The organism is Gryllotalpicola daejeonensis, from assembly GCF_039538145.1.
GTDB lineage: Bacteria > Actinomycetota > Actinomycetes > Actinomycetales > Microbacteriaceae > Gryllotalpicola > Gryllotalpicola daejeonensis.
The window spans coordinates 339,731-356,853 of record NZ_BAABBV010000001.1 but is presented as its reverse complement, the minus strand read 5'-3'; the positions used below and the strand labels follow the sequence as shown (position 1 = coordinate 356,853).

15 protein-coding genes are annotated in these 17,123 nt (G+C 68.8%); 9 read left to right on the top strand and 6 right to left on the bottom strand.

Annotation, left to right across the window (positions count from 1 at the left end; genetic code table 11):
* Positions 1-108 precede the first annotated feature (108 nt).
* Positions 109-465 (bottom strand): PaaI family thioesterase, encoded by a 357-nt coding sequence (locus ABD736_RS01780; RefSeq protein ID WP_344792187.1) that lies wholly within the window; start codon positions 463-465, stop codon positions 109-111.
* Positions 466-608: 143 nt separating this feature from the next.
* Between ABD736_RS01780 and polA the strand changes: the two genes are divergently transcribed.
* The 6 genes from polA to coaE all read left to right on the top strand — a co-directional run bounded on the left by polA (position 609) and on the right by coaE (position 9,094).
* Positions 609-3,284: a DNA polymerase I gene (polA, locus tag ABD736_RS01775; RefSeq protein ID WP_344792186.1), complete on the top strand. Its 2,676-nt coding sequence runs from the start codon at positions 609-611 to the stop codon at positions 3,282-3,284.
* Between the two features lie 66 nt (positions 3,285-3,350).
* Entirely contained in the window at positions 3,351-5,021 is a 1,671-nt protein-coding gene (locus tag ABD736_RS01770; RefSeq protein WP_344790023.1) for a DUF885 domain-containing protein, read from the top strand.
* 13 nt (positions 5,022-5,034) lie between these two features.
* Positions 5,035-5,706, top strand: a complete 672-nt coding sequence (locus ABD736_RS01765; RefSeq protein ID WP_344790022.1) for a DUF4166 domain-containing protein — start codon at positions 5,035-5,037, stop codon at positions 5,704-5,706.
* Positions 5,703-6,668 carry an epimerase gene (locus tag ABD736_RS01760; RefSeq protein WP_344790021.1) on the top strand — a complete coding sequence of 322 codons (966 nt, stop codon included), beginning with the start codon at positions 5,703-5,705 and terminating at the stop codon, positions 6,666-6,668. The genes ABD736_RS01765 and ABD736_RS01760 overlap by 4 nt, the downstream gene beginning before the upstream one ends.
* Before the next feature lie 168 nt (positions 6,669-6,836).
* Positions 6,837-8,285 (top strand): 30S ribosomal protein S1, encoded by a 1,449-nt coding sequence (gene rpsA / locus ABD736_RS01755; protein ID WP_344790020.1) that lies wholly within the window; start codon positions 6,837-6,839, stop codon positions 8,283-8,285.
* A gap of 206 nt (positions 8,286-8,491) precedes the next feature.
* On the top strand, positions 8,492-9,094 hold the full coding sequence (gene coaE / locus ABD736_RS01750) for a dephospho-CoA kinase (RefSeq protein ID WP_344790019.1): 603 nt from the start codon (positions 8,492-8,494) through the stop codon (positions 9,092-9,094).
* A 108-nt stretch (positions 9,095-9,202) separates the two neighbouring features.
* On the opposite strand, the gene mctP is transcribed toward coaE, so the two are convergent.
* Complete coding sequence (gene mctP, locus ABD736_RS01745; RefSeq protein WP_344790018.1) at positions 9,203-10,912, bottom strand: monocarboxylate uptake permease MctP; 1,710 nt, start codon at positions 10,910-10,912, stop codon at positions 9,203-9,205.
* Entirely contained in the window at positions 10,909-11,178 is a 270-nt protein-coding gene (locus ABD736_RS01740; RefSeq protein ID WP_344790017.1) for a DUF3311 domain-containing protein, read from the bottom strand. The genes mctP and ABD736_RS01740 overlap by 4 nt, the downstream gene beginning before the upstream one ends.
* Before the next feature lie 91 nt (positions 11,179-11,269).
* On the opposite strand from ABD736_RS01740, the gene ABD736_RS01735 reads away from it, so the two are divergent.
* Entirely contained in the window at positions 11,270-12,652 is a 1,383-nt protein-coding gene (locus ABD736_RS01735) for a class I adenylate-forming enzyme family protein (protein ID WP_344790016.1), read from the top strand.
* Positions 12,649-13,824 carry an acyltransferase gene (locus ABD736_RS01730; RefSeq protein ID WP_344790015.1) on the top strand — a complete coding sequence of 392 codons (1,176 nt, stop codon included), beginning with the start codon at positions 12,649-12,651 and terminating at the stop codon, positions 13,822-13,824. Before ABD736_RS01735 ends, ABD736_RS01730 begins: the two co-directional genes overlap by 4 nt.
* On the opposite strand, the gene ABD736_RS01725 is transcribed toward ABD736_RS01730, so the two are convergent.
* Positions 13,760-15,034 (bottom strand): MFS transporter, encoded by a 1,275-nt coding sequence (locus ABD736_RS01725; protein WP_344790014.1) that lies wholly within the window; start codon positions 15,032-15,034, stop codon positions 13,760-13,762. The two genes, ABD736_RS01730 and ABD736_RS01725, sit on opposite strands and share 65 nt — an antisense overlap.
* 255 nt (positions 15,035-15,289) lie before the next feature.
* Between ABD736_RS01725 and ABD736_RS01720 the strand changes: the two genes are divergently transcribed.
* A complete protein-coding gene (locus ABD736_RS01720; protein WP_344790013.1) occupies positions 15,290-16,048 on the top strand; it encodes a class I SAM-dependent methyltransferase in 759 nt (252 codons plus the stop codon).
* Here ABD736_RS01720 and ABD736_RS01715 read toward each other — a convergent pair.
* Complete coding sequence (locus ABD736_RS01715) at positions 16,035-16,721, bottom strand: M56 family metallopeptidase (protein WP_344790012.1); 687 nt, start codon at positions 16,719-16,721, stop codon at positions 16,035-16,037. The two genes, ABD736_RS01720 and ABD736_RS01715, sit on opposite strands and share 14 nt — an antisense overlap.
* Positions 16,722-16,733: 12 nt before the next feature.
* Entirely contained in the window at positions 16,734-17,075 is a 342-nt protein-coding gene (locus ABD736_RS01710) for a BlaI/MecI/CopY family transcriptional regulator (protein WP_344790011.1), read from the bottom strand.
* Positions 17,076-17,123 lie beyond the last annotated feature (48 nt).

The following is a 17,123-nucleotide window of genomic DNA, read 5'->3' as shown; positions in this document are numbered from 1 at the left end:
TCAGATCGTCGCCAGTTGTGGCGGTATCGCGAGCAATATTCGAGCCGAAACTGGCGACGACTTGTCCCGGGCCCCGGCCCGGTCCCGCCGGCGGCAAGCCAGCCCCGCCTACTTCCGCTCTCGGATCAGGTTCGTGATGCGGATCGTCGAGCAGCGCCGCCCGGCGTCGTCGGTCACCACGATCTCGTGCACCGTGATGGTGCGGCCGGCCGAGAGCACCCGGCACGTGCCGGTCACCCAGCCGGAGGTCGCCGACCCGGTGTGCGTCGCGTTGATGTCGACGCCGACGGCGAAGCGGTTCTCATCGACGCGCTGCGCGAGGTAGTTCGCGTGCATCGAGCCGAGCGACTCCCCGAGCACGCAATAGGCGCCGCCGTGCACGAGACCGAGGGGCTGCGTGTTGCCCTCGACAGGCATCCTGGCCACCGCATGCTCTTCATCGAATTCGAGAATCTCGATGCCCATGCGATCGGCAAGCGCGCCCTGCCCGCGCGAGATGTACCAAGAGACGTCGTCGTCGGCCACTGAGGTCCTTTCGAGAGGGGCCGGTGTCGGTAGCCGTCGCTAGGCTGACACCCGTGCCAGATACGCCCAAGAAGCCTACTTTGATGATCATCGACGGCCATTCGCTGGCGTTCCGCGCTTTCTTCGCGCTGCTGCCGGCCGGCCGGTTCATCACCGACGACGGGCAGCACACGGAGGCAATCCACGGCTTCATCTCGATGCTGTTGAAGCTCTTGAAAGACCACGAGCCGACACACCTGGGCGTGGCCTTCGACATCAGCCGCTACTCGTTCCGCACTCGCGAGTACCCGGAATACAAGGGCGGTCGCGGTGAGACGCCGCCCGAGTTCATCGGGCAGGTTCCGCTGCTGCAGGAAGCGCTCACCGCGATGAACGTGCCGTGGCTCCAGAAGGAAGACTTCGAGGCCGACGACATCCTCGCCACCCTCGCCAGGCAGGGCGCAGAGCAGGGCTTCGAGGTGCTGGTCGTGTCTGGCGACCGCGACAGCTTCCAGCTCGTCAACGACACCACGACGGTGCTCTACCCGAGCGTGCTCGGCGTCAGTGAGCTGAAGCGCTACGACGCGCAGGCCGTCTACGACAAGTACGAGGTGTGGCCGCACCAATACCCCGAGCTCGCCGCGCTCACAGGTGAGAAGGCCGACAACCTTCCCGGCGTCGACAAGGTCGGTCCGAAGACGGCCGCGAAGTGGATCGCCCAGTGGGGCACCGTCGACGAGATCGTCGCCCACGCCGACGAGATCAAGGGCGTCGTCGGCGAGAAACTGCGCGAGCAGAAAGAGAACGCGCTGCGCAACCGCCGCCTCAACCGGCTCGTCACCGACGTCGAGCTGCCGGTCGGCCCGGCCGATCTCGAGCGCCGCGCCGTGAACGAGCAGGCGGTGCGCGAGGTGTTCGGCCGCCTGCAATTCCGCACGCTTCTCGACCGGGTGCTGAAGAGCACGCCGACGGATGCCGCGCCCGACGGCGTCTCGACAGAGCCGGTCGTCGAGCCCGAGCTCGAGACCGCGCCGCCGGTGCGCACGCTCGTCGACGAAGAGCTCGCCCACTGGCTCGCGAAGGCCTCCGTCGACAAAGAGGGCGGGAAGCAGGCCGTCGCGGTCCAACTCGACTACGGCCCAGCAGGGGTCGCCGGCTACGGCCTGTCTACGGCCGACGAGAGCGCCTACGTGCCGTTCAAGGAAGGCACCGGCGACTACGCGGCGTTCGCGGCGTGGCTGGCCGACCCGTCGCAGCCGAAGCTCTTCTTCCACGCGAAGCCGCAGATCGAGGCATCCGCTCGCATCGGCCTGCCCGTGCGCGGCGTGGCGGGCGACACGCGCGTAGCCGGCGCGATCCTCAACCCCGCCAAGGCGCCGGCGAGCCTCGCCGACCAGGTCTACGAGGTGCTCGGCGAGAACCTGCCGACCCCCGACCCGAACCAGCTCGTGCCCGACTCAGAGCCGATCAGCGTCGCGAGCCAGGCGTGGTACGTGCAGCGCATCGCCGACGACCTCGACATCGCGTTCGCCCCGGGAACCAAGCAGGTCTACGAGACCATCGAGGTGCCGCTGATCGAGGTGCTCGCGAAAATGGAGCTCACCGGCGTCGCCGTCGACGCCGAGGTGCTGAAGAGCCAGCGCGAGGCCCTGAGCGGCTGGGTCGACACCTACCAGCAGGCGGCCTATGCGGCCATCGGCCACGAGGTCAACATGGGCAGCCCGAAGCAGCTGCAGACGGTGCTGTTCGACGAGCTGCACCTGCCGTTCACTCGCAAGACCAAGACGGGGTATTCGACGGATGCCGACTCCCTCGCCGACCTGCAAGAGAAGGTCGAGGCCGACACCCCCGGCTACGTCTTCCTCGATGCGCTGCTGCGCCACCGCGACGCGACCAAGCTGCGGCAGATGATCGAGACGCTCGAGAAGTCGATCGACGCGGGCGGGCGCATTCACACCACCTACGACCAGGTCGGCGCCGCCACGGGCCGCATCTCGTCGAACGACCCGAACCTGCAGAACATCCCGGTGCGCAGCGAGACCGGGCGCCAGATCCGCTCGGCGTTCGTCGCGGGCGAGGGCTTCGAGTGCCTGCTGACCGCCGACTACTCGCAGATCGAGATGCGCATCATGGCCCACCTCTCGGCCGACGAGGGCCTGATCGCCGCATTCACCGAGGGCGAGGACCTGCACCGCTACGTCGGCTCGCACGTGTTCAACGTCGCGCCTGAGGACGTCACGCCGCTCATGCGCTCGAAGGTGAAGGCCATGTCCTACGGACTTGCGTACGGTCTCGGCCCGTTCGGCCTCGCCAAGCAGCTGCGCATCTCGCAGGGCGAGGCGAAGCAGCTCATGACCGACTACTTCGAGCGCTTCGGCGGTGTGCGCGACTACCTGCGCAACGTCGTCGCCCAGGCGAAGGTCGACGGCTACACCGAGACGATCTTCGGCCGCCGCCGGCCGTTCCCCGACCTCAACAGCCTGAACCGCGTGCTGCGCGACAACGCCGAGCGGGCGGCGCTCAACTCGCCGATCCAGGGCTCGGCGGCCGACATCATGAAGATCGCGATGCTGGGCGTCGCAAGTGACATGGCGGATGCGTCGCTCGAGTCGCGCATGCTGCTGCAGGTGCACGACGAGCTCATCTTCGAGGTGGCCCCGGGGGAGTGGGACACGCTGGAAGAGATCGTGACGCGGCGCATGGCCGGCGCGGCCGACCTCAGCGTTCCGCTGACGGTTCAGGTCGGCCGCGGCTCCAACTGGGACCAGGCCGCGCACTAGTTTGGATACCGCTGGTCGGCTCGCCTCACGCGGGTCGCAGCCGACGCAGTGACGAGAGGACAGAGGATGACTGAGGAACGCACCCCGACAGAGATCGACGCGATCGCCGAGCGCTGGGTCGACACAATGCTCGAGCTGCAGCCTGAGACGCGCGTGTACCTCGGCGTCCCCGGCGATGAGGGTGCCTACGGCGACATGTCGCCCGCGGGCCAGCAGCAGCTCGCCGACGCCACCAAGCGCGCCCTCGCCGAGATCGAGGCGGCCACGCCCGTCGACGACGTCGACACCATCACCAAGCTCGACCTGACGCGCGACCTCTCGCTGCAGCTCGAGAAGCACGACGCCGGTGTCTGGCAGCGCGACCTCAACAACATCGCCTCACCGCTGCAGAACGTGCGCGACACGTTCGACCTGCTGCCGACCGCCACGGAAGACGACTGGGTGCGAGTGGCGAAACGCCTGGCGAACGTGCCCGACGCGATCCGCGGCTACATCGAGTCGCTGCGCGTCGGCATGTCCAGCGGCAACGCTCCCGCCGTCCGGCAGGTGCGCATCGGCATCCAGCAGGCGGACGAGCTCAACTCTCGCGACGGCTTCTTCTTCAAGCTCGCGAACGAGGCGAAGGCCGAGGGCGGCGCCGAGCTGCCGGAGTCGCTCAAGGCCGACCTGCAGCGCGGCGCGCAGGCCGCCGCCGCCGCCTACGGCGAACTGAGCTACTTCCTCGACGACGAACTGCAGCACGAGGCGCCCGAGCGCGACGCGGTCGGCCGCGACCTCTACGCGCTCGCGAGCCGCGGCTTCCTCGGCGCGAAGATCGACCTCGACGAGACCTACGAGTGGGGCATCGAAGAGCTCGCCCGCATGGTCGCCGAGCAAGAGGCGATCGCCAAGCAGATCAAGCCCGACGCGTCGGTGCGCGAGGCCATCGAGTTCCTCGACTCCGACCCCAGCCGCAAGCTGCACGGCACCGACGCCCTGCAGCGGTGGATGCAGGAGACGTCCGACCGCGCCGTCGCCGAGCTCGGCAAGACCCACTTCGACATCCCCGAGCAGATCCGCCGCCTCGAGTGCATGATCGCGCCGACCCAGAACGGCGGCATCTACTACACGCCCCCGGCCGACGATTTCTCGCGCGCGGGCCGCATGTGGTGGAGCGTTCCGCCGGGCGTCACCGAGTTCGACACCTGGCGCGAGCTGACGACCGTGTACCACGAGGGCGTCCCCGGGCACCATCTGCAGCTCGGTACCGCCGTTGCCAACAAGGCGCAGCTGAACCGGTGGCGCCGCTTCTCCGGCACGTCCGGGCACGCCGAGGGGTGGGCGCTGTACGCCGAGCGGCTCATGGAAGAGCTCGGCTACCTCGACGACCCGGCCGACCGGCTCGGCATGCTCGACGGCCAGCGCATGCGCGCCGCCCGCGTCGTGCTCGACCTCGGCGTGCACCTCGAGAAGCCGCTGCCCGATGGCTCCGGCATCTGGAGCGGCGATTACGCCTTCAGCTTCATGGGCCGCAACGTCAACATGGACCAGGGCTTCGTGAACTTCGAGGTGAACCGCTACCTCGGCTGGCCCGGCCAGGCCCCGTCGTACAAGGTGGGCCAGCGCGTCTGGCAGCAGATCCGCGACGAGCTGGCGTCCCGCGAGGGCGACGCGTTCGACGTCAAGGCGTTCCACAAGAAGGCCCTCGACATGGGCAGCGTCGGTCTCGACACGCTGCGCACCGCGCTGCTCGGCTGAGCGCGCGGCAGAGGTGAACGCGCCGGGCGAGCCGGGCGGTGTCTACCGCTCGGTGCTCGGCGCGTCCTTCGCGGAGCTGCACCCCAGGCTGCGCACCTATTTCTCGCCGATACCGGCCGGCTCGGTCGGCCGCGGCGCAGGCGTCTTCGAGCGCGTCGGCACGCGGCCGGCGTGGCTGCGCCCGCTCGTCAGGCTGCTGTTCGACCGCAGCCACGTCCTGACCGCGCGCTGGGGCGAGCGCGTTCCGTTCACGGTCGTGAACAGGCCGGCGAGCACGGATGCCGGTGCCGCAGCCGTTGCCGCCGAGCGCCGCATCGCGTTCCCGTCGGGGGAGTGGACCATGGTCGACGAGATCAGCGCCGCGGGCCCACACCCGCGCGTCGGCGACGGTGCAGGCATCCGCGACCTCATCGGCTCGCCGCCGCGTCTCGACGTGCTGCTCGACGCCCAGGTGCAGGGCGGGGCGCTCGAGATGCGCTCGCGTGCGGCGACGCTGATTCTGGGGCGCGTGCGGATGCCGGTGCCGCGCCCCCTCGCCCCGACGGTGACCCTCACCGAGCAGTGGGATGATTCGGCGGCAAAGCAGCGCGTGTCGGTGACGGTCCGCGCACCGCTGTTCGGGACGATCTATGAATACGCGGGCACGTTCAGCTACGCGATCGAGTCAGCGGGGGAGAGCGCGTGAGCGAGCGCATCGTGATCGGCGGGGCATCCGGATTCATGGGCAGGCGGCTGGCCGCATCGTTCCGCGCCGACGGCGCCGAGGTCGTCACCATCGGGCGATCCGCCGGCGAGATCCCATGGAGCGACGCCGGGCTGATCCGACGCGCCGTCGACGGGGCATCCCTCGTGATCGGTCTGTCTGGCAAGAGCGTCGACTGCCGCTACAACGCGGCCAACCGCGCCGAGATCCTGCGCTCGCGCGTCGAGACGACCGAGGCGCTCGGCGCGGCGATCGCCGCTTCAGACAACCCCGCGCCGCTGTGGGTGAACGCCTCGACCGCGACGATCTATCGGCATGCGGAGGACCGCCCGCAGACGGAGTCGACGGGCGAGCTCGGCGAGGGTTTCTCCGTGGGCATCGCGAAGGCGTGGGAAGCCGCGTTCTTCGCACCGGAGCTTCCGGCCACGCGCCGCGTCGCGCTGCGCACCGCGATCACGCTCGGCGACGGCAGCGCGCTCGTCCCGCTGATCAACCTCGCGCGCAACGGCTTCGGTGGCCCGGCGCTCGACGGCCGTTGGCCCGCGACCCAGGGCCGGCTCGACGCCGGGACCTATCACCGCTTCCGCGCCCGCGGCGGGCGGCAGAAGTTCAGCTGGGTGCACCTCGACGATGTGGTCGGCGTGATCCGCTTCCTGCGCGCGCACGCCGAGCTCGACGGCGTCGTCAATGTGACCTCGCCGAACCCCACCGACAACCGCACCATGATGGCGACGCTGCGGCGCGTGCTCGGCGTGCCGTTCGGGCTGCCGTTGCCGCGGTGGGTGCTCGAACTCGGGGCCGCCGCGATCCACACCGAGACCGAGCTCGTGCTCAAGAGCCGGTGGGTGCTGCCCGAGCGGCTGCTCGCCGCAGGCTACGAGTTCCACTACCCCGAGCTCGAGCCGGCGCTGCGCCAGATCGTCGCCGAGCGCCGTGGAAAATAGCTTCTCGACGAGGGAATGCCCGCGTTGAGGCATCCGTTTCAAATCAGGTAAACTTGAACGTCACATTCGTGACTTCTATATCCGCTCGCCTGAAGCGGGGCGTGTCTTCACAAACACTCAAGTTCCAGTTTCGGGCCTGATTCATGTCCATCCCGGAGTAACCACTCAATGACTACCACTACGACCGAAAAGGCAGCCAAGCAGGTCGCCATCAACGACATCGGCTCTGCTGAAGACTTTCTTGCCGCGGTCGAGAAGACTCTGAAGTTCTTCAACGACGGTGACCTCATCGAAGGCACCGTTGTGAAGGTCGACCGTGACGAGGTCCTCCTCGACGTCGGCTACAAGACCGAGGGTGTCATCCCCTCGCGTGAGCTTTCCATCAAGCACGACGTCGACCCCAGCGAGGTCGTCGGCGTCGGCGACACCGTCGAGGCACTCGTTCTCCAGAAGGAGGACAAGGAAGGCCGTCTGATCCTGTCGAAGAAGCGGGCTCAGTACGAGCGCGCCTGGGGCGACGTGGAGAAGATCAAGGAAGCCGACGGCGTCGTGACCGGCCAGGTCATCGAGGTCGTCAAGGGCGGCCTGATCGTCGACATCGGCCTCCGCGGCTTCCTGCCCGCGTCGCTGATCGAGCTGCGCCGCGTGCGCGACCTGACGCCGTACCTCGGCCAGGAGATCGAGGCGAAGATCCTCGAGCTCGACAAGAACCGCAACAACGTGGTCCTCTCGCGCCGCGCTCTGCTCGAGCAGACGCAGTCCGAGTCGCGCACCACCTTCCTCAACAACCTGCACAAGGGCCAGGTCCGCAAGGGCGTCGTCTCGTCGATCGTCAACTTCGGTGCGTTCGTCGACCTCGGCGGCGTCGACGGCCTCGTCCACGTCTCCGAGCTCAGCTGGAAGCACATCGAGCACGCCAGCGAGGTCGTCGAGGTCGGTCAGGAAGTCACCGTCGAGATCCTCGAGGTCGACCTCGACCGCGAGCGCGTCTCGCTGTCGCTCAAGGCGACCCAGGAGGACCCGTGGCAGGTCTTCGCCCGCACCCACGCGATCGGCCAGGTCGCCCCGGGTAAGGTCACCAAGCTCGTTCCGTTCGGTGCGTTCGTTCGCGTCGCCGACGGCATCGAGGGCCTCGTCCACATCTCCGAGCTGTCGGGCAAGCACGTCGAGCTCGCCGAGCAGGTCGTGTCGGTCGGCGAAGAGGTCTTCGTCAAGGTCATCGACATCGATCTCGAGCGTCGCCGCATCAGCCTCTCGCTGAAGCAGGCGAACGAGGGCGTCGACCCCGAGGGCACCGAGTTCGACCCGGCGCTCTACGGCATGCCGACCGAGTACGACGAGCAGGGGAACTACAAGTACCCCGAGGGCTTCGACGCCGAGACCGGCGAGTGGAAGGAAGGCTTCGACGAGCAGCGCGCCAAGTGGGAGGCCGACTACGCGGCCGCTCAGGCCCGCTGGGAGGCTCACAAGAAGCAGGTCGCCCGCCAGCTCGAGGAAGAGGCGAACAACACCGGCCAGTCCAGCTCGTCGTCGTTCTCGACCGAGTCGGCTGCCACCGGCACCCTCGCCGACGACGAGTCGCTCGCCGCTCTGCGCGAGAAGCTCTCGAGCAACTAAGGCCGCGCGGCTGAGGCCGTCGAGTTGAATCCGGGGCCGGGTCCGCAAGGACCCGGCCCCTTTTTCGTGCGCGCCTTCCCTCCTTTCCCGCGGCGACACTAGATGCCGACTCGAGCGCGACGCGGCGACAATGGATGCGGAATCCGCACGGCGAAGCCGCATCTGTTGTCGCCGCGCGCTTGCAGCCGCCCGGTAGCGTGGAACGCGTGAAGCTCATCGCGCTCACCGGCGGCATCGCCTCCGGAAAGTCCACCGTCTCAGCCCGCCTCGCCGAGCACGGCGCCGTGATCCTCGACGCCGACAAGCTCGCCCGCGAGATCGTCGAGCCCGGGCAGCCCGCGCTGGCGAAGGTCGTCGCCGAGTTCGGCGAGCACCTGCTGCTGCCCGACGGCTCGCTCGACAGGCCGGCGCTCGGCTCGATCGTCTTCAACAACTCGGCGGCGCTCAAGACGCTCAACGACATCACCCACCCCGCCGTGTGGGAGCTCGGCCAGGCGAAGCTTCGAGCGATCGAGGCGGAGGACCCGAACGCGATCGTCATCTATGACGTGCCGCTGCTGGTCGAGGCATCCGCAGCCCGCCCCATGCAATTCGAGAAGATCATCGTCGTCAACGCGCGCCGCGACGAGCGCATCCGCCGCATGGTCGCCGACCGCGGCATGAGCCAGGCTGAGGCCGAGGCCCGCGTCGGCGCGCAGGCGACCGACGCCGAGCGCCTCGCCATGGCCGACTACGTGCTCGACAACGACGGCACCCGCGAGGAACTGCTCGACGCCGTCGACGAGCTCTGGGCGACGCTCAGCGCCTGACGCGGCTCCCGGCCCGGTCCCGAAATCGGAAACGGGCCGATACGCAGACCGCCTGAGCGGAATGGTCTGCGTATCGACCCGTTTCTGCGTATCGCCCCGGGCGCAGGCTTACGGCTCGAGCAACGGCTCCGACCGCTCGATCTCGACGACCTTCGGGTCGTTCTCGTCGGCGTCGAAGTCCGACGGGCGCGTCTGGTCCGCGACATCCTTGACGCGGAACGCGCGCAGGATGAGGGTGCCGAGCACCGCGATGACGGCGTTGAGCAGGAACGCGGTGACGCCGATGTACACGGTGGTCGACGTGCCGGGGAAGGCCGCGATCGAGCCGCCGAAGTGCGCGTGCGTCGCCGGGTTCACGACATCGTACGCCGTGATCGTGCCGTACAGGATGCCCGCGGCCCAGCCGACCAGCAGCGCCCACTTGTTGAACCACCCGGTATAGAGGCCGGCGACGATCGACGGGAACGTCTGCAGGATCCAGATGCCGCCGAGCAGCTGGAAGTTGATCGCAGACGACTGGTCGAGCCCCAGCACGAACACCAGCGCGCCGACCTTCACGATCAGCGACACGAGCTTCGACACGTTGGCCTCGTGCTTCGGCGTCGCATCCTTCTTGAAGAAGTCGCGGTAGATGTTGCGCGTGAACAGGTTCGACGCCGCGATGGACATGATCGCCGCGGGCACCAGAGCACCGATCGCGATCGCGGCGAGCGCGACACCGCTGAACCACGACGGGAACGAGTCGAGGAACAGCTGCGGCACGACGAGCTGCGCGTTGATCGCGCCGTTCGTGTCGATCGGCTGAGTGCCTGCCTTGATGGCGACGTAGCCGAGCAGGGCGAGGAAGCCGAGCATCAGCGAGTAGAGCGGCAGCACCATCGCGTTGCGACGGATCGTGTTGCGGCTCTTGGTCGCGAGCACGCCCGTGATCGAGTGCGGGTACATGAAGAGCGCCATCGCGCTGCCGAGCGCGAGCGTCCAGTACGCGTTGAAACCGGCGGCACCGGGGATGACCGCGCCGAACGGCGCCCCGGTCGCGGGGTTCGTCGCGCTGAGCTTCTTCTCGGCCGCGTCGAAGATGCCGCCCCAGCCGCCGAAGTGGGCAGGCAGGTAGGCGATGGCCACGATGATCGCGATGTAGATCAGCACGTCTTTCACGACCGCGATGAGCGCGGGCGCGCGCAGACCGCCGGTGTACGTGTACGCCGCGAGCACGACGAACGCGATGATGAGCGGCAGGTCTGCCATGAGCGGGTTCGAGTTCGAGCCCAGACCCAGAACCGTGAGAACCGCGCGGATGCCGACGAGCTGCAGCGCGATGTAGGGCATGGTCGCGACGATGCCGGTCACGGCGACCGCGAGCGACAGCCAGCGGCTGCCGTAGCGGCCGCCGACGAAGTCGGCCGGCGTGACGTAGCCGTGCCGGTGCGACACCGACCACAGTCGGCTCATCAGGATGAACACGATGGGGTAGAGCACGACGGTGTACGGCACGGCGAAGAATCCGCTCACCGCTCCGGACGCCCACATCGCGGCCGGAACCGCTACGAAGGTGTAGGCGGTGTACAGGTCGCCGCCGAGCAGGAACCACGTGACCCAGGTGCCGAAGCCGCGGCCGCCGAGGCCCCATTCGTCGAGCGTGTGCAGGCCGCGGGCGCTCGGGTCGGTGCGCCAGCGGGCGGCGAGGAATCCGATCACCGCTACCAGCACGAACAGCACGACCACGACGATCAGCGCGACCCAGTTGACAGGCCGGTGGCCGTTCGCCGCAGGTGCGGCTGCGGCTGCGGCTGCCAGCGCAAGCAGGTGAGCGCTCATCGCGTGCCTTCCCCTCGCACAGCGGCGCGACGGCGCCGGTCTTCACGCGTGACGATCACGTAGGCCACCGCGAGCAGCCCTGCGGCGATGAACACCCACAGCAGCTGATACCAGTAGAAGAACGGCATGCCCCACAGCTCGGGCGTCGCCCGGGCGTAGATGGGCACGGTCAGTGGCATCACGATCGCGATGGCGACCAGGATGCCGGCGATGAGATAGGGGGCGACGCGCGCAGGGCCGCGCGTTGGAACATCGGGAGCAGACACCATTGTCTCCTTATGGGATTCCTAGCACCCCCGTAGGGGGGCGATGCAGAACACACCATAGCGACTCAGCGACGCCCGTTAGCCTGGATAAGTGGGTCATAGCGCGAAAAGTTCGGATGGGGGAGTCGGCGAGAGTATCGCCGAACTGATCGCGAAGAGGGCGGCGGAGACACCTGAGGCGGTGTTCCTCGAGGACGCACGCGGCGACCGTGTCGTGCGCTATGGCGAACTTGCGGGGCTCGCCGCGCACGCCGGCGCGCTCGATGCCGGAACGGCCGTGGTGATCACCGCTGAGGACCCGATCGACTTCGCGCTCACCTATCTCGGCGCACTGGCCGCAGGGCGCTGTGTCGCGCCCGTGGCCCCTGACACCTCGCCGGCGGTCGTCGCGACCCTGCGCGAGCAGCTCGATGACGCGCCCGCGCGCAACGGCGGCAGCGTGGTGCTGTTCACCTCGGGCTCGACGGGAACGCCGAAGGGCGTCGAACTCTCCGTGGCGCAGCTGCTGCACGTGGCGCGGGCCGTGGCGGCGCACAACGAGCTGACGGCCGCCGACCGCGGGTACAACCCGCTGCCGCTGTTCCACATCAATGCCGAGGTGGTCGCGCTGCTGGCGACGCTGGTCGCGGGCTCGGCTCTGGTGCTCGACCGGCGATTCCACCGGACCGGATTCTGGCAGCTCATGCGCGACCGGCGCATCACCTGGATCAACGCGGTCCCCGCGATTCTCGCCATCCTCGCGAAGGATCCGATCGAGGCGCCGCCCGGCCTCCGCTTCATCCGCAGCGCCTCCGCCCCGCTGCCCGCACCGGTGGCCGCCGCGTTCGACGGCATCCCACTGGTGGTCAGCTACGGCATGACCGAGGCGGCGAGCCAGATCACGGCGACGCCGCTCGACGGCTCGGCGCCCGACGGCTCGGTCGGCCGAGCGGTCGGAGCGCAGGTCGAGGCACGCGATGAGAGCGGGAAGCCGCTGGGTGAGGCATCCGTCGGCGCCTTGTGGATCCGCGGCGACGGCGTGATCTCGCGCTACTTCAAGAACGCCGCCGCCGATCGCTTCGACGACGACGGCTGGCTCAGCACGGGCGATCTCGGCAGCGTCGACGCCGACGGCTTCGTCACCCTGCTCGGCCGCAGCGACGACGTGATCAACCGCGGCGGCGAGCTCGTCTACCCGGCCGACGTCGAGAACGTGCTGCTCGGCGACCCGCGCGTGCGCGAGGCGGTCGTGGTCGCGAAGCCCGACGCCGTGCTCGGCGAGGTGCCCGTCGCGTTCGTCGTGCCCGCGGATTCCGATGGGGGCGAGACGGATGCCTCAGGCCTGCGCGCCTCGCTGCTGGAGCGCGCCTCGGCCGAGCTTCCTCGGCATCTGCGCCCCGTCGAGATCACCGTGACGAGTGAGCTGCCGCGCGCGGCGACCGGGAAGGTGCAGCGCGCCCGGATGCGCTCGGCTCTGCAGGGGGAGCGCCGTTGACCGAGGCCACCGAACCGACGGCCGAGCCGAAGAGCACACCGGTGCGAAAGCGCCGGCACATCCACGAGATCGACGTCATCCGCATCCTGACGTTCGCGTCGGTGATCGGCGTGCACACGATCAGCCACACGGTGGCGGCCGACGACGTTCCGCTTCATGTGCTGCTCGGGCTGCTGCACTTCACGCGCGAGCCGTTCTTCTGGATCACCGGGTTCGTGCTCATGTGGAGTTACTTCCACAAGCCGGTGCCGATGCGGAAGTTCTGGCCGCGGCGCTTCCTGCTCGTCGGCGTGCCCTACCTCGTGTGGTCGCTCGCCTACATGCTGATCTACGACTACCCGCGCACACATCACGACCCTTCGGTCGGCGGTTTCGTCCTCGACTACGTGCGGGTCGTGCTGACGGGTGACGCCTGGTACCACCTGTACTTCCTGCTCGTGACGATGCAGGTCTATCTGCTGGTGCCGGTGATCGCATGGCTCGTCAGGCGAGGTCTGAGAGCGCAGCTCACGATCCTCGGCGTGGCGGCGGTGGTGCAGCTCGCACTCATGAGCTGGTACCACTACTGGCCGCAGGTGCTGCCGGGCTTCGTGCACTACGACGCGCAGTACTTCTTCAGCTACAGCTTCTTCATCCTCGCGGGCGCCGTGTGCGCCGACCACGGCGAGGGCTTCCTCGGGTGGATCGCGCGCAACCGCGGCAAGGTGGGGCTGATCACCCTGGCCTGCGCGGTCTTCTATCTCATCGTCTTCGCGGTGCAGCATGCCGCGGGCGCGAGCCTCTATTCGGCGGGCTCGCCGGTGCAGCCGGCCATCGTCGTGTGGGGCGTCGGCGTGGGGCTCGGCTTCACCGCGCTCGGCAGAATCTGGTCGGACCGGCGACGCGAGGGCTCACTGCTCGCCCGCTCCGTCGACACCGCGACCGACCGGTCCTTCGGCATCTTCCTGTCGCACCCACTCATCCTGTGGACCCTGCTCTGGCTCGGCGACGGGTGGTTCGCCCGCACCCTTCCGGACCCGTGGCGCAGCCTCGTCGCCTATGTCGTCGTCGTGCTCGGCGCGATCGGGCTCACCGAGCTGCTGCGCCGCAGCCCGGCAAGCCTCTGGTTCACCGGGCGACCGCGACGTCGTCGACCCCGCGAGGCAGCACCCGCCGCGGCTTCATCACCGTAGCGACCACGGCCGACAGCGCGAGCAGCCCGATCGAGATGCCGAACGGCCACTGCCAGCCGACCGAGTCGACCATCGCGCCGAAGACGATCGGCGAGAAGATGCCGGCGAGGCCGAAGCCGGTGTTCATCATGCCGCTCGCCGTGCCGGACCACTCGGGCGCGACGTCCATCGGGATCGCCCACAGCGTCGCGTTGCACAGCTCCAGGAAGAAGAATGACAGCGAGAGCGAGACGGTCGCGACCACCAGCGTGTGCGCGAAGAGCAGCGGCACGAGCCACAGGAGCGAGCCGACGAGTCCGACGAGCAGCACCGTGCGGCGCGAGTTGCGCAGGTTCCCCGTGCGACGCAGCAGGAAGTCGGCGAACATGCCGCCGACGGTGTCACCGACCACGCCGCCGACGAGGACGACCGAGGTGAACAGCGCGTACTTCGACAGTGGCAGGTGGAAGGTGTCGGTGAGGAAGGTCGGGATCCAGGTCAGGAACACCCACAGGACCCAGCCGTAGCCGAAGTCGACGACCGCTACCGGCAGGATCGTGCGCATGAGCCTGCGCCACGGCGTCGCCGGCTGTGCCGCGCGCTCGAGCTCGCGGGGGATCTCGGACAGCTCCTCCTTCGTCACCTTCGGGTGGTTCTGCGGGCGGTCGCGGTACGACCACATCCACAGCAGAGCCCACACGACGCTGAGCAGGCCGATGAGCAGGAAGGAGATCTGCCAGCCAGCCAGGACGGTGTGCAGGCTGTTGCCCCAGATGATCAGGCCGCCGACGATCAGGGGACCCGCCGCGTTGCCGAGGCGCGAGGCGGAATGGACGACGCCCTGCGCGAATCCGTTGCGGTCGGCGGGGACCCAGCGCGACATCGCGCTCGTGGCGGTCGGGAAGGCCGCCGCCTCGGTCAGACCCAGCAGCAGGCGGGCGCCGACCAGTGACAGCAGCCCGATCGAGAAGCCTGTCGCGATCGTCGCGACGCCCCACAGCACGCCGATCCAGAACAGGGACTTGCGCGCCCCGAAGCGCTCACCGAGGTTCCCGCCGAACACCTGCAGCAGCGCGTAGGGGATCGAGAACGCCGACACGGCGATGCCGAACTGTGTGGCATTCAGGTGCAGAGCCGACATGATCGTCGGGCCGGCCGTGGAGATGTTGGTGCGGTCCAGATACGAGATCGCGTACATCACGCACAGCAGCAGCAGGACCTTTCCGCGCACCCTGTGCAGGATCGGCGTCGCTTCCGGCTTTGCGGGGGCTGTGGTGGTCTGACTGCTCAACTGTGTGGTTCCGATCCGAGTCACATGCGGGTTCCGTACAAACCCTTGTTATCAGTCCGTTACCCGCTCAGCGTCGCCTTCAGTTCAGAATCCGTTCAAGATTCTGCGGTGGCGCGCGGCAGCTAGCGTGTCGGTATGACAACGGAGTCGCAGCCAGAATCCACCCCGCCTCGGCCGTTGCACGCGGCTCGCACGATGGCCGAATCCTTCGGCAGCGACCCTGAGGGGTACGACCGCGCGCGACCCTCGTACCCTGACGGGCTGATCGCCCGCATCGTCGCCGCGAGCCCCGGGCACGAGGTGCTCGACGTCGGCTGCGGCACCGGCATCGCCGGCCGGCAGCTGCAGGCGGCCGGCTGCGAGGTGCGCGGCGTCGAGCCGGACGCGCGGATGGCTGAGTTCGCGACATCGCGCGGCCTTCCCGTCGAGGTTGCGCGATTCGAGACGTGGGATGCCGCGGGGCGGCGCTTCGACACGGTGACCGCCGCGCAGTCCTGGCACTGGATCGACCCTGAGGCCGGCGCAGCGAAGGCCGCCGATGTGCTACGCCCTGGCGGTCTGCTCGCAATCTTCGGCCACGTCTTCGAGCCGCCGATCGAGGTCGCCGAGCCGTTCGCCGCGGCCCTCCGCCGCGTGCTTCCGGACTCACCGTTCGCCGCTATGCCGGCACGGCGCCCGTTGACGACCTACGAAGCGCTGTACGCGAAGGTCGGCGACTCACTGCGCGCATCGGGGCGCTACCGCGAGCCGGAGTTGTGGCGGTTCGACTGGACGTGCCGCTACACGCGGGACGAGTGGCTCGCGCTGCTGCCCACTACCGGTGGCCTGACTCGCGTCCCCGCCGAGCCCCTGGCCGAGATCCTCAACGAGGTGGGTGCAGCGATCGATGGACTCGGCGGTGCGTTCACCATGGAGTACACCACCTTGGCGACGGCCGCCGTCACGCGCGGCTGAGGCGAGCCACGCGGGGAGCGACGGCCTCGGCGTCCGCCCCGGCGACCGCGGTGACCGCAGAGGCCAGCACGCTGTCGGGCACGACCTGGCGCGCGTCGTCGTCGGCGAGCAGCTCGACGAGCAGGGCGACGGCTTCTTCCGCGCGACTCGCGATCGGGAACCACGGCAGTGCCGTGCGCCACGCTTTGAACGCCATCAGCACGATGTGGTGGTGCTGCGTGACGTGCGCCCGCTCGTGCGCGACGACGGCGGCGAGCTCGTCGTCGGAGAGCAGGCGGATCAGCCCGTCCGAGAGCACCGTGACTGAACGCGGCGCGCCGGGCAGGCAGTAGGCGACGGGTGCCTCGTTCTCGATGAGGCGCGTTCCTGGGCGGTCGGGCATCGGCGTCGAGAGCAGATCCACGAGCTGGCGGTGGCGGCGGCGCTGCCTGCTCGTGCCGACCGCGGTGAGCCCGAGGTTCAGCAGAAGGTGCAGCGCGAGCAGCGCAGCGGCGCCCTTCGACACGAACCACAGCGCGCCGATCATCGACAGACCGCCGGCGACGGCGACGGCCTGCCAGCAGAGCATGGCCAGCGCAGGCATCCGATTCGCCCAGCGCGCACGCGCCAGGAAAACGGGCACAGGCCAGGCCAGCGTGACCGCGATCGCGGCCAGAACGAGGACCTCTGTCACGGCCGCGGCCGCCTACGACCCGAGCAGCTTGCGCAGGTGATCGGTCTCGGTCTTGCTCGCGCGACCGAGGAACCGAGCGAGGACCGCCTCGCGGTCTGGGGCAGAGGTGAGCACCTCGTGCATCAGCTCGGCCATGTAGTCGTCGCGGCTGAGCGTCGCGCCGAAGAGGTGCGGGCGACGGTCGCGCTCGCGCGTGACGAAGCCCTTGCCCTCGAGGCGGGTCAGCACCGTCAGCACCGTCGTGATCGCGGGGGACCCGGGCAGCGCGTCGCGCACCTCGGTCGCGGCCAGAGGCTCGGGCGACTGCCAGAGCAGATCCATGACCGCGCGTTCCAGTTCCCCAAGTGATGCCACGGCGCTATTCTACGCGTGGTAGAAAGTAATGAGTTCTACGTCATGTAG

Excerpts from the sequence above, each read along its gene's own strand:
- ABD736_RS01780 (WP_344792187.1), bottom strand. The coding sequence starts at position 465 with ATGGGCATCGAGATTCTCGAATTCGATGAAGAGCATGCGGTGGCCAGG.
- polA (WP_344792186.1), top strand. The coding sequence starts at position 609 with ATGATCATCGACGGCCATTCGCTGGCGTTCCGCGCTTTCTTCGCGCTG.
- ABD736_RS01770 (WP_344790023.1), top strand. The coding sequence starts at position 3,351 with ATGACTGAGGAACGCACCCCGACAGAGATCGACGCGATCGCCGAGCGC.
- rpsA (WP_344790020.1), top strand. The coding sequence starts at position 6,837 with ATGACTACCACTACGACCGAAAAGGCAGCCAAGCAGGTCGCCATCAAC.
- mctP (WP_344790018.1), bottom strand. The coding sequence starts at position 10,912 with ATGAGCGCTCACCTGCTTGCGCTGGCAGCCGCAGCCGCAGCCGCACCT.
- ABD736_RS01720 (WP_344790013.1), top strand. The coding sequence starts at position 15,290 with ATGGCCGAATCCTTCGGCAGCGACCCTGAGGGGTACGACCGCGCGCGA.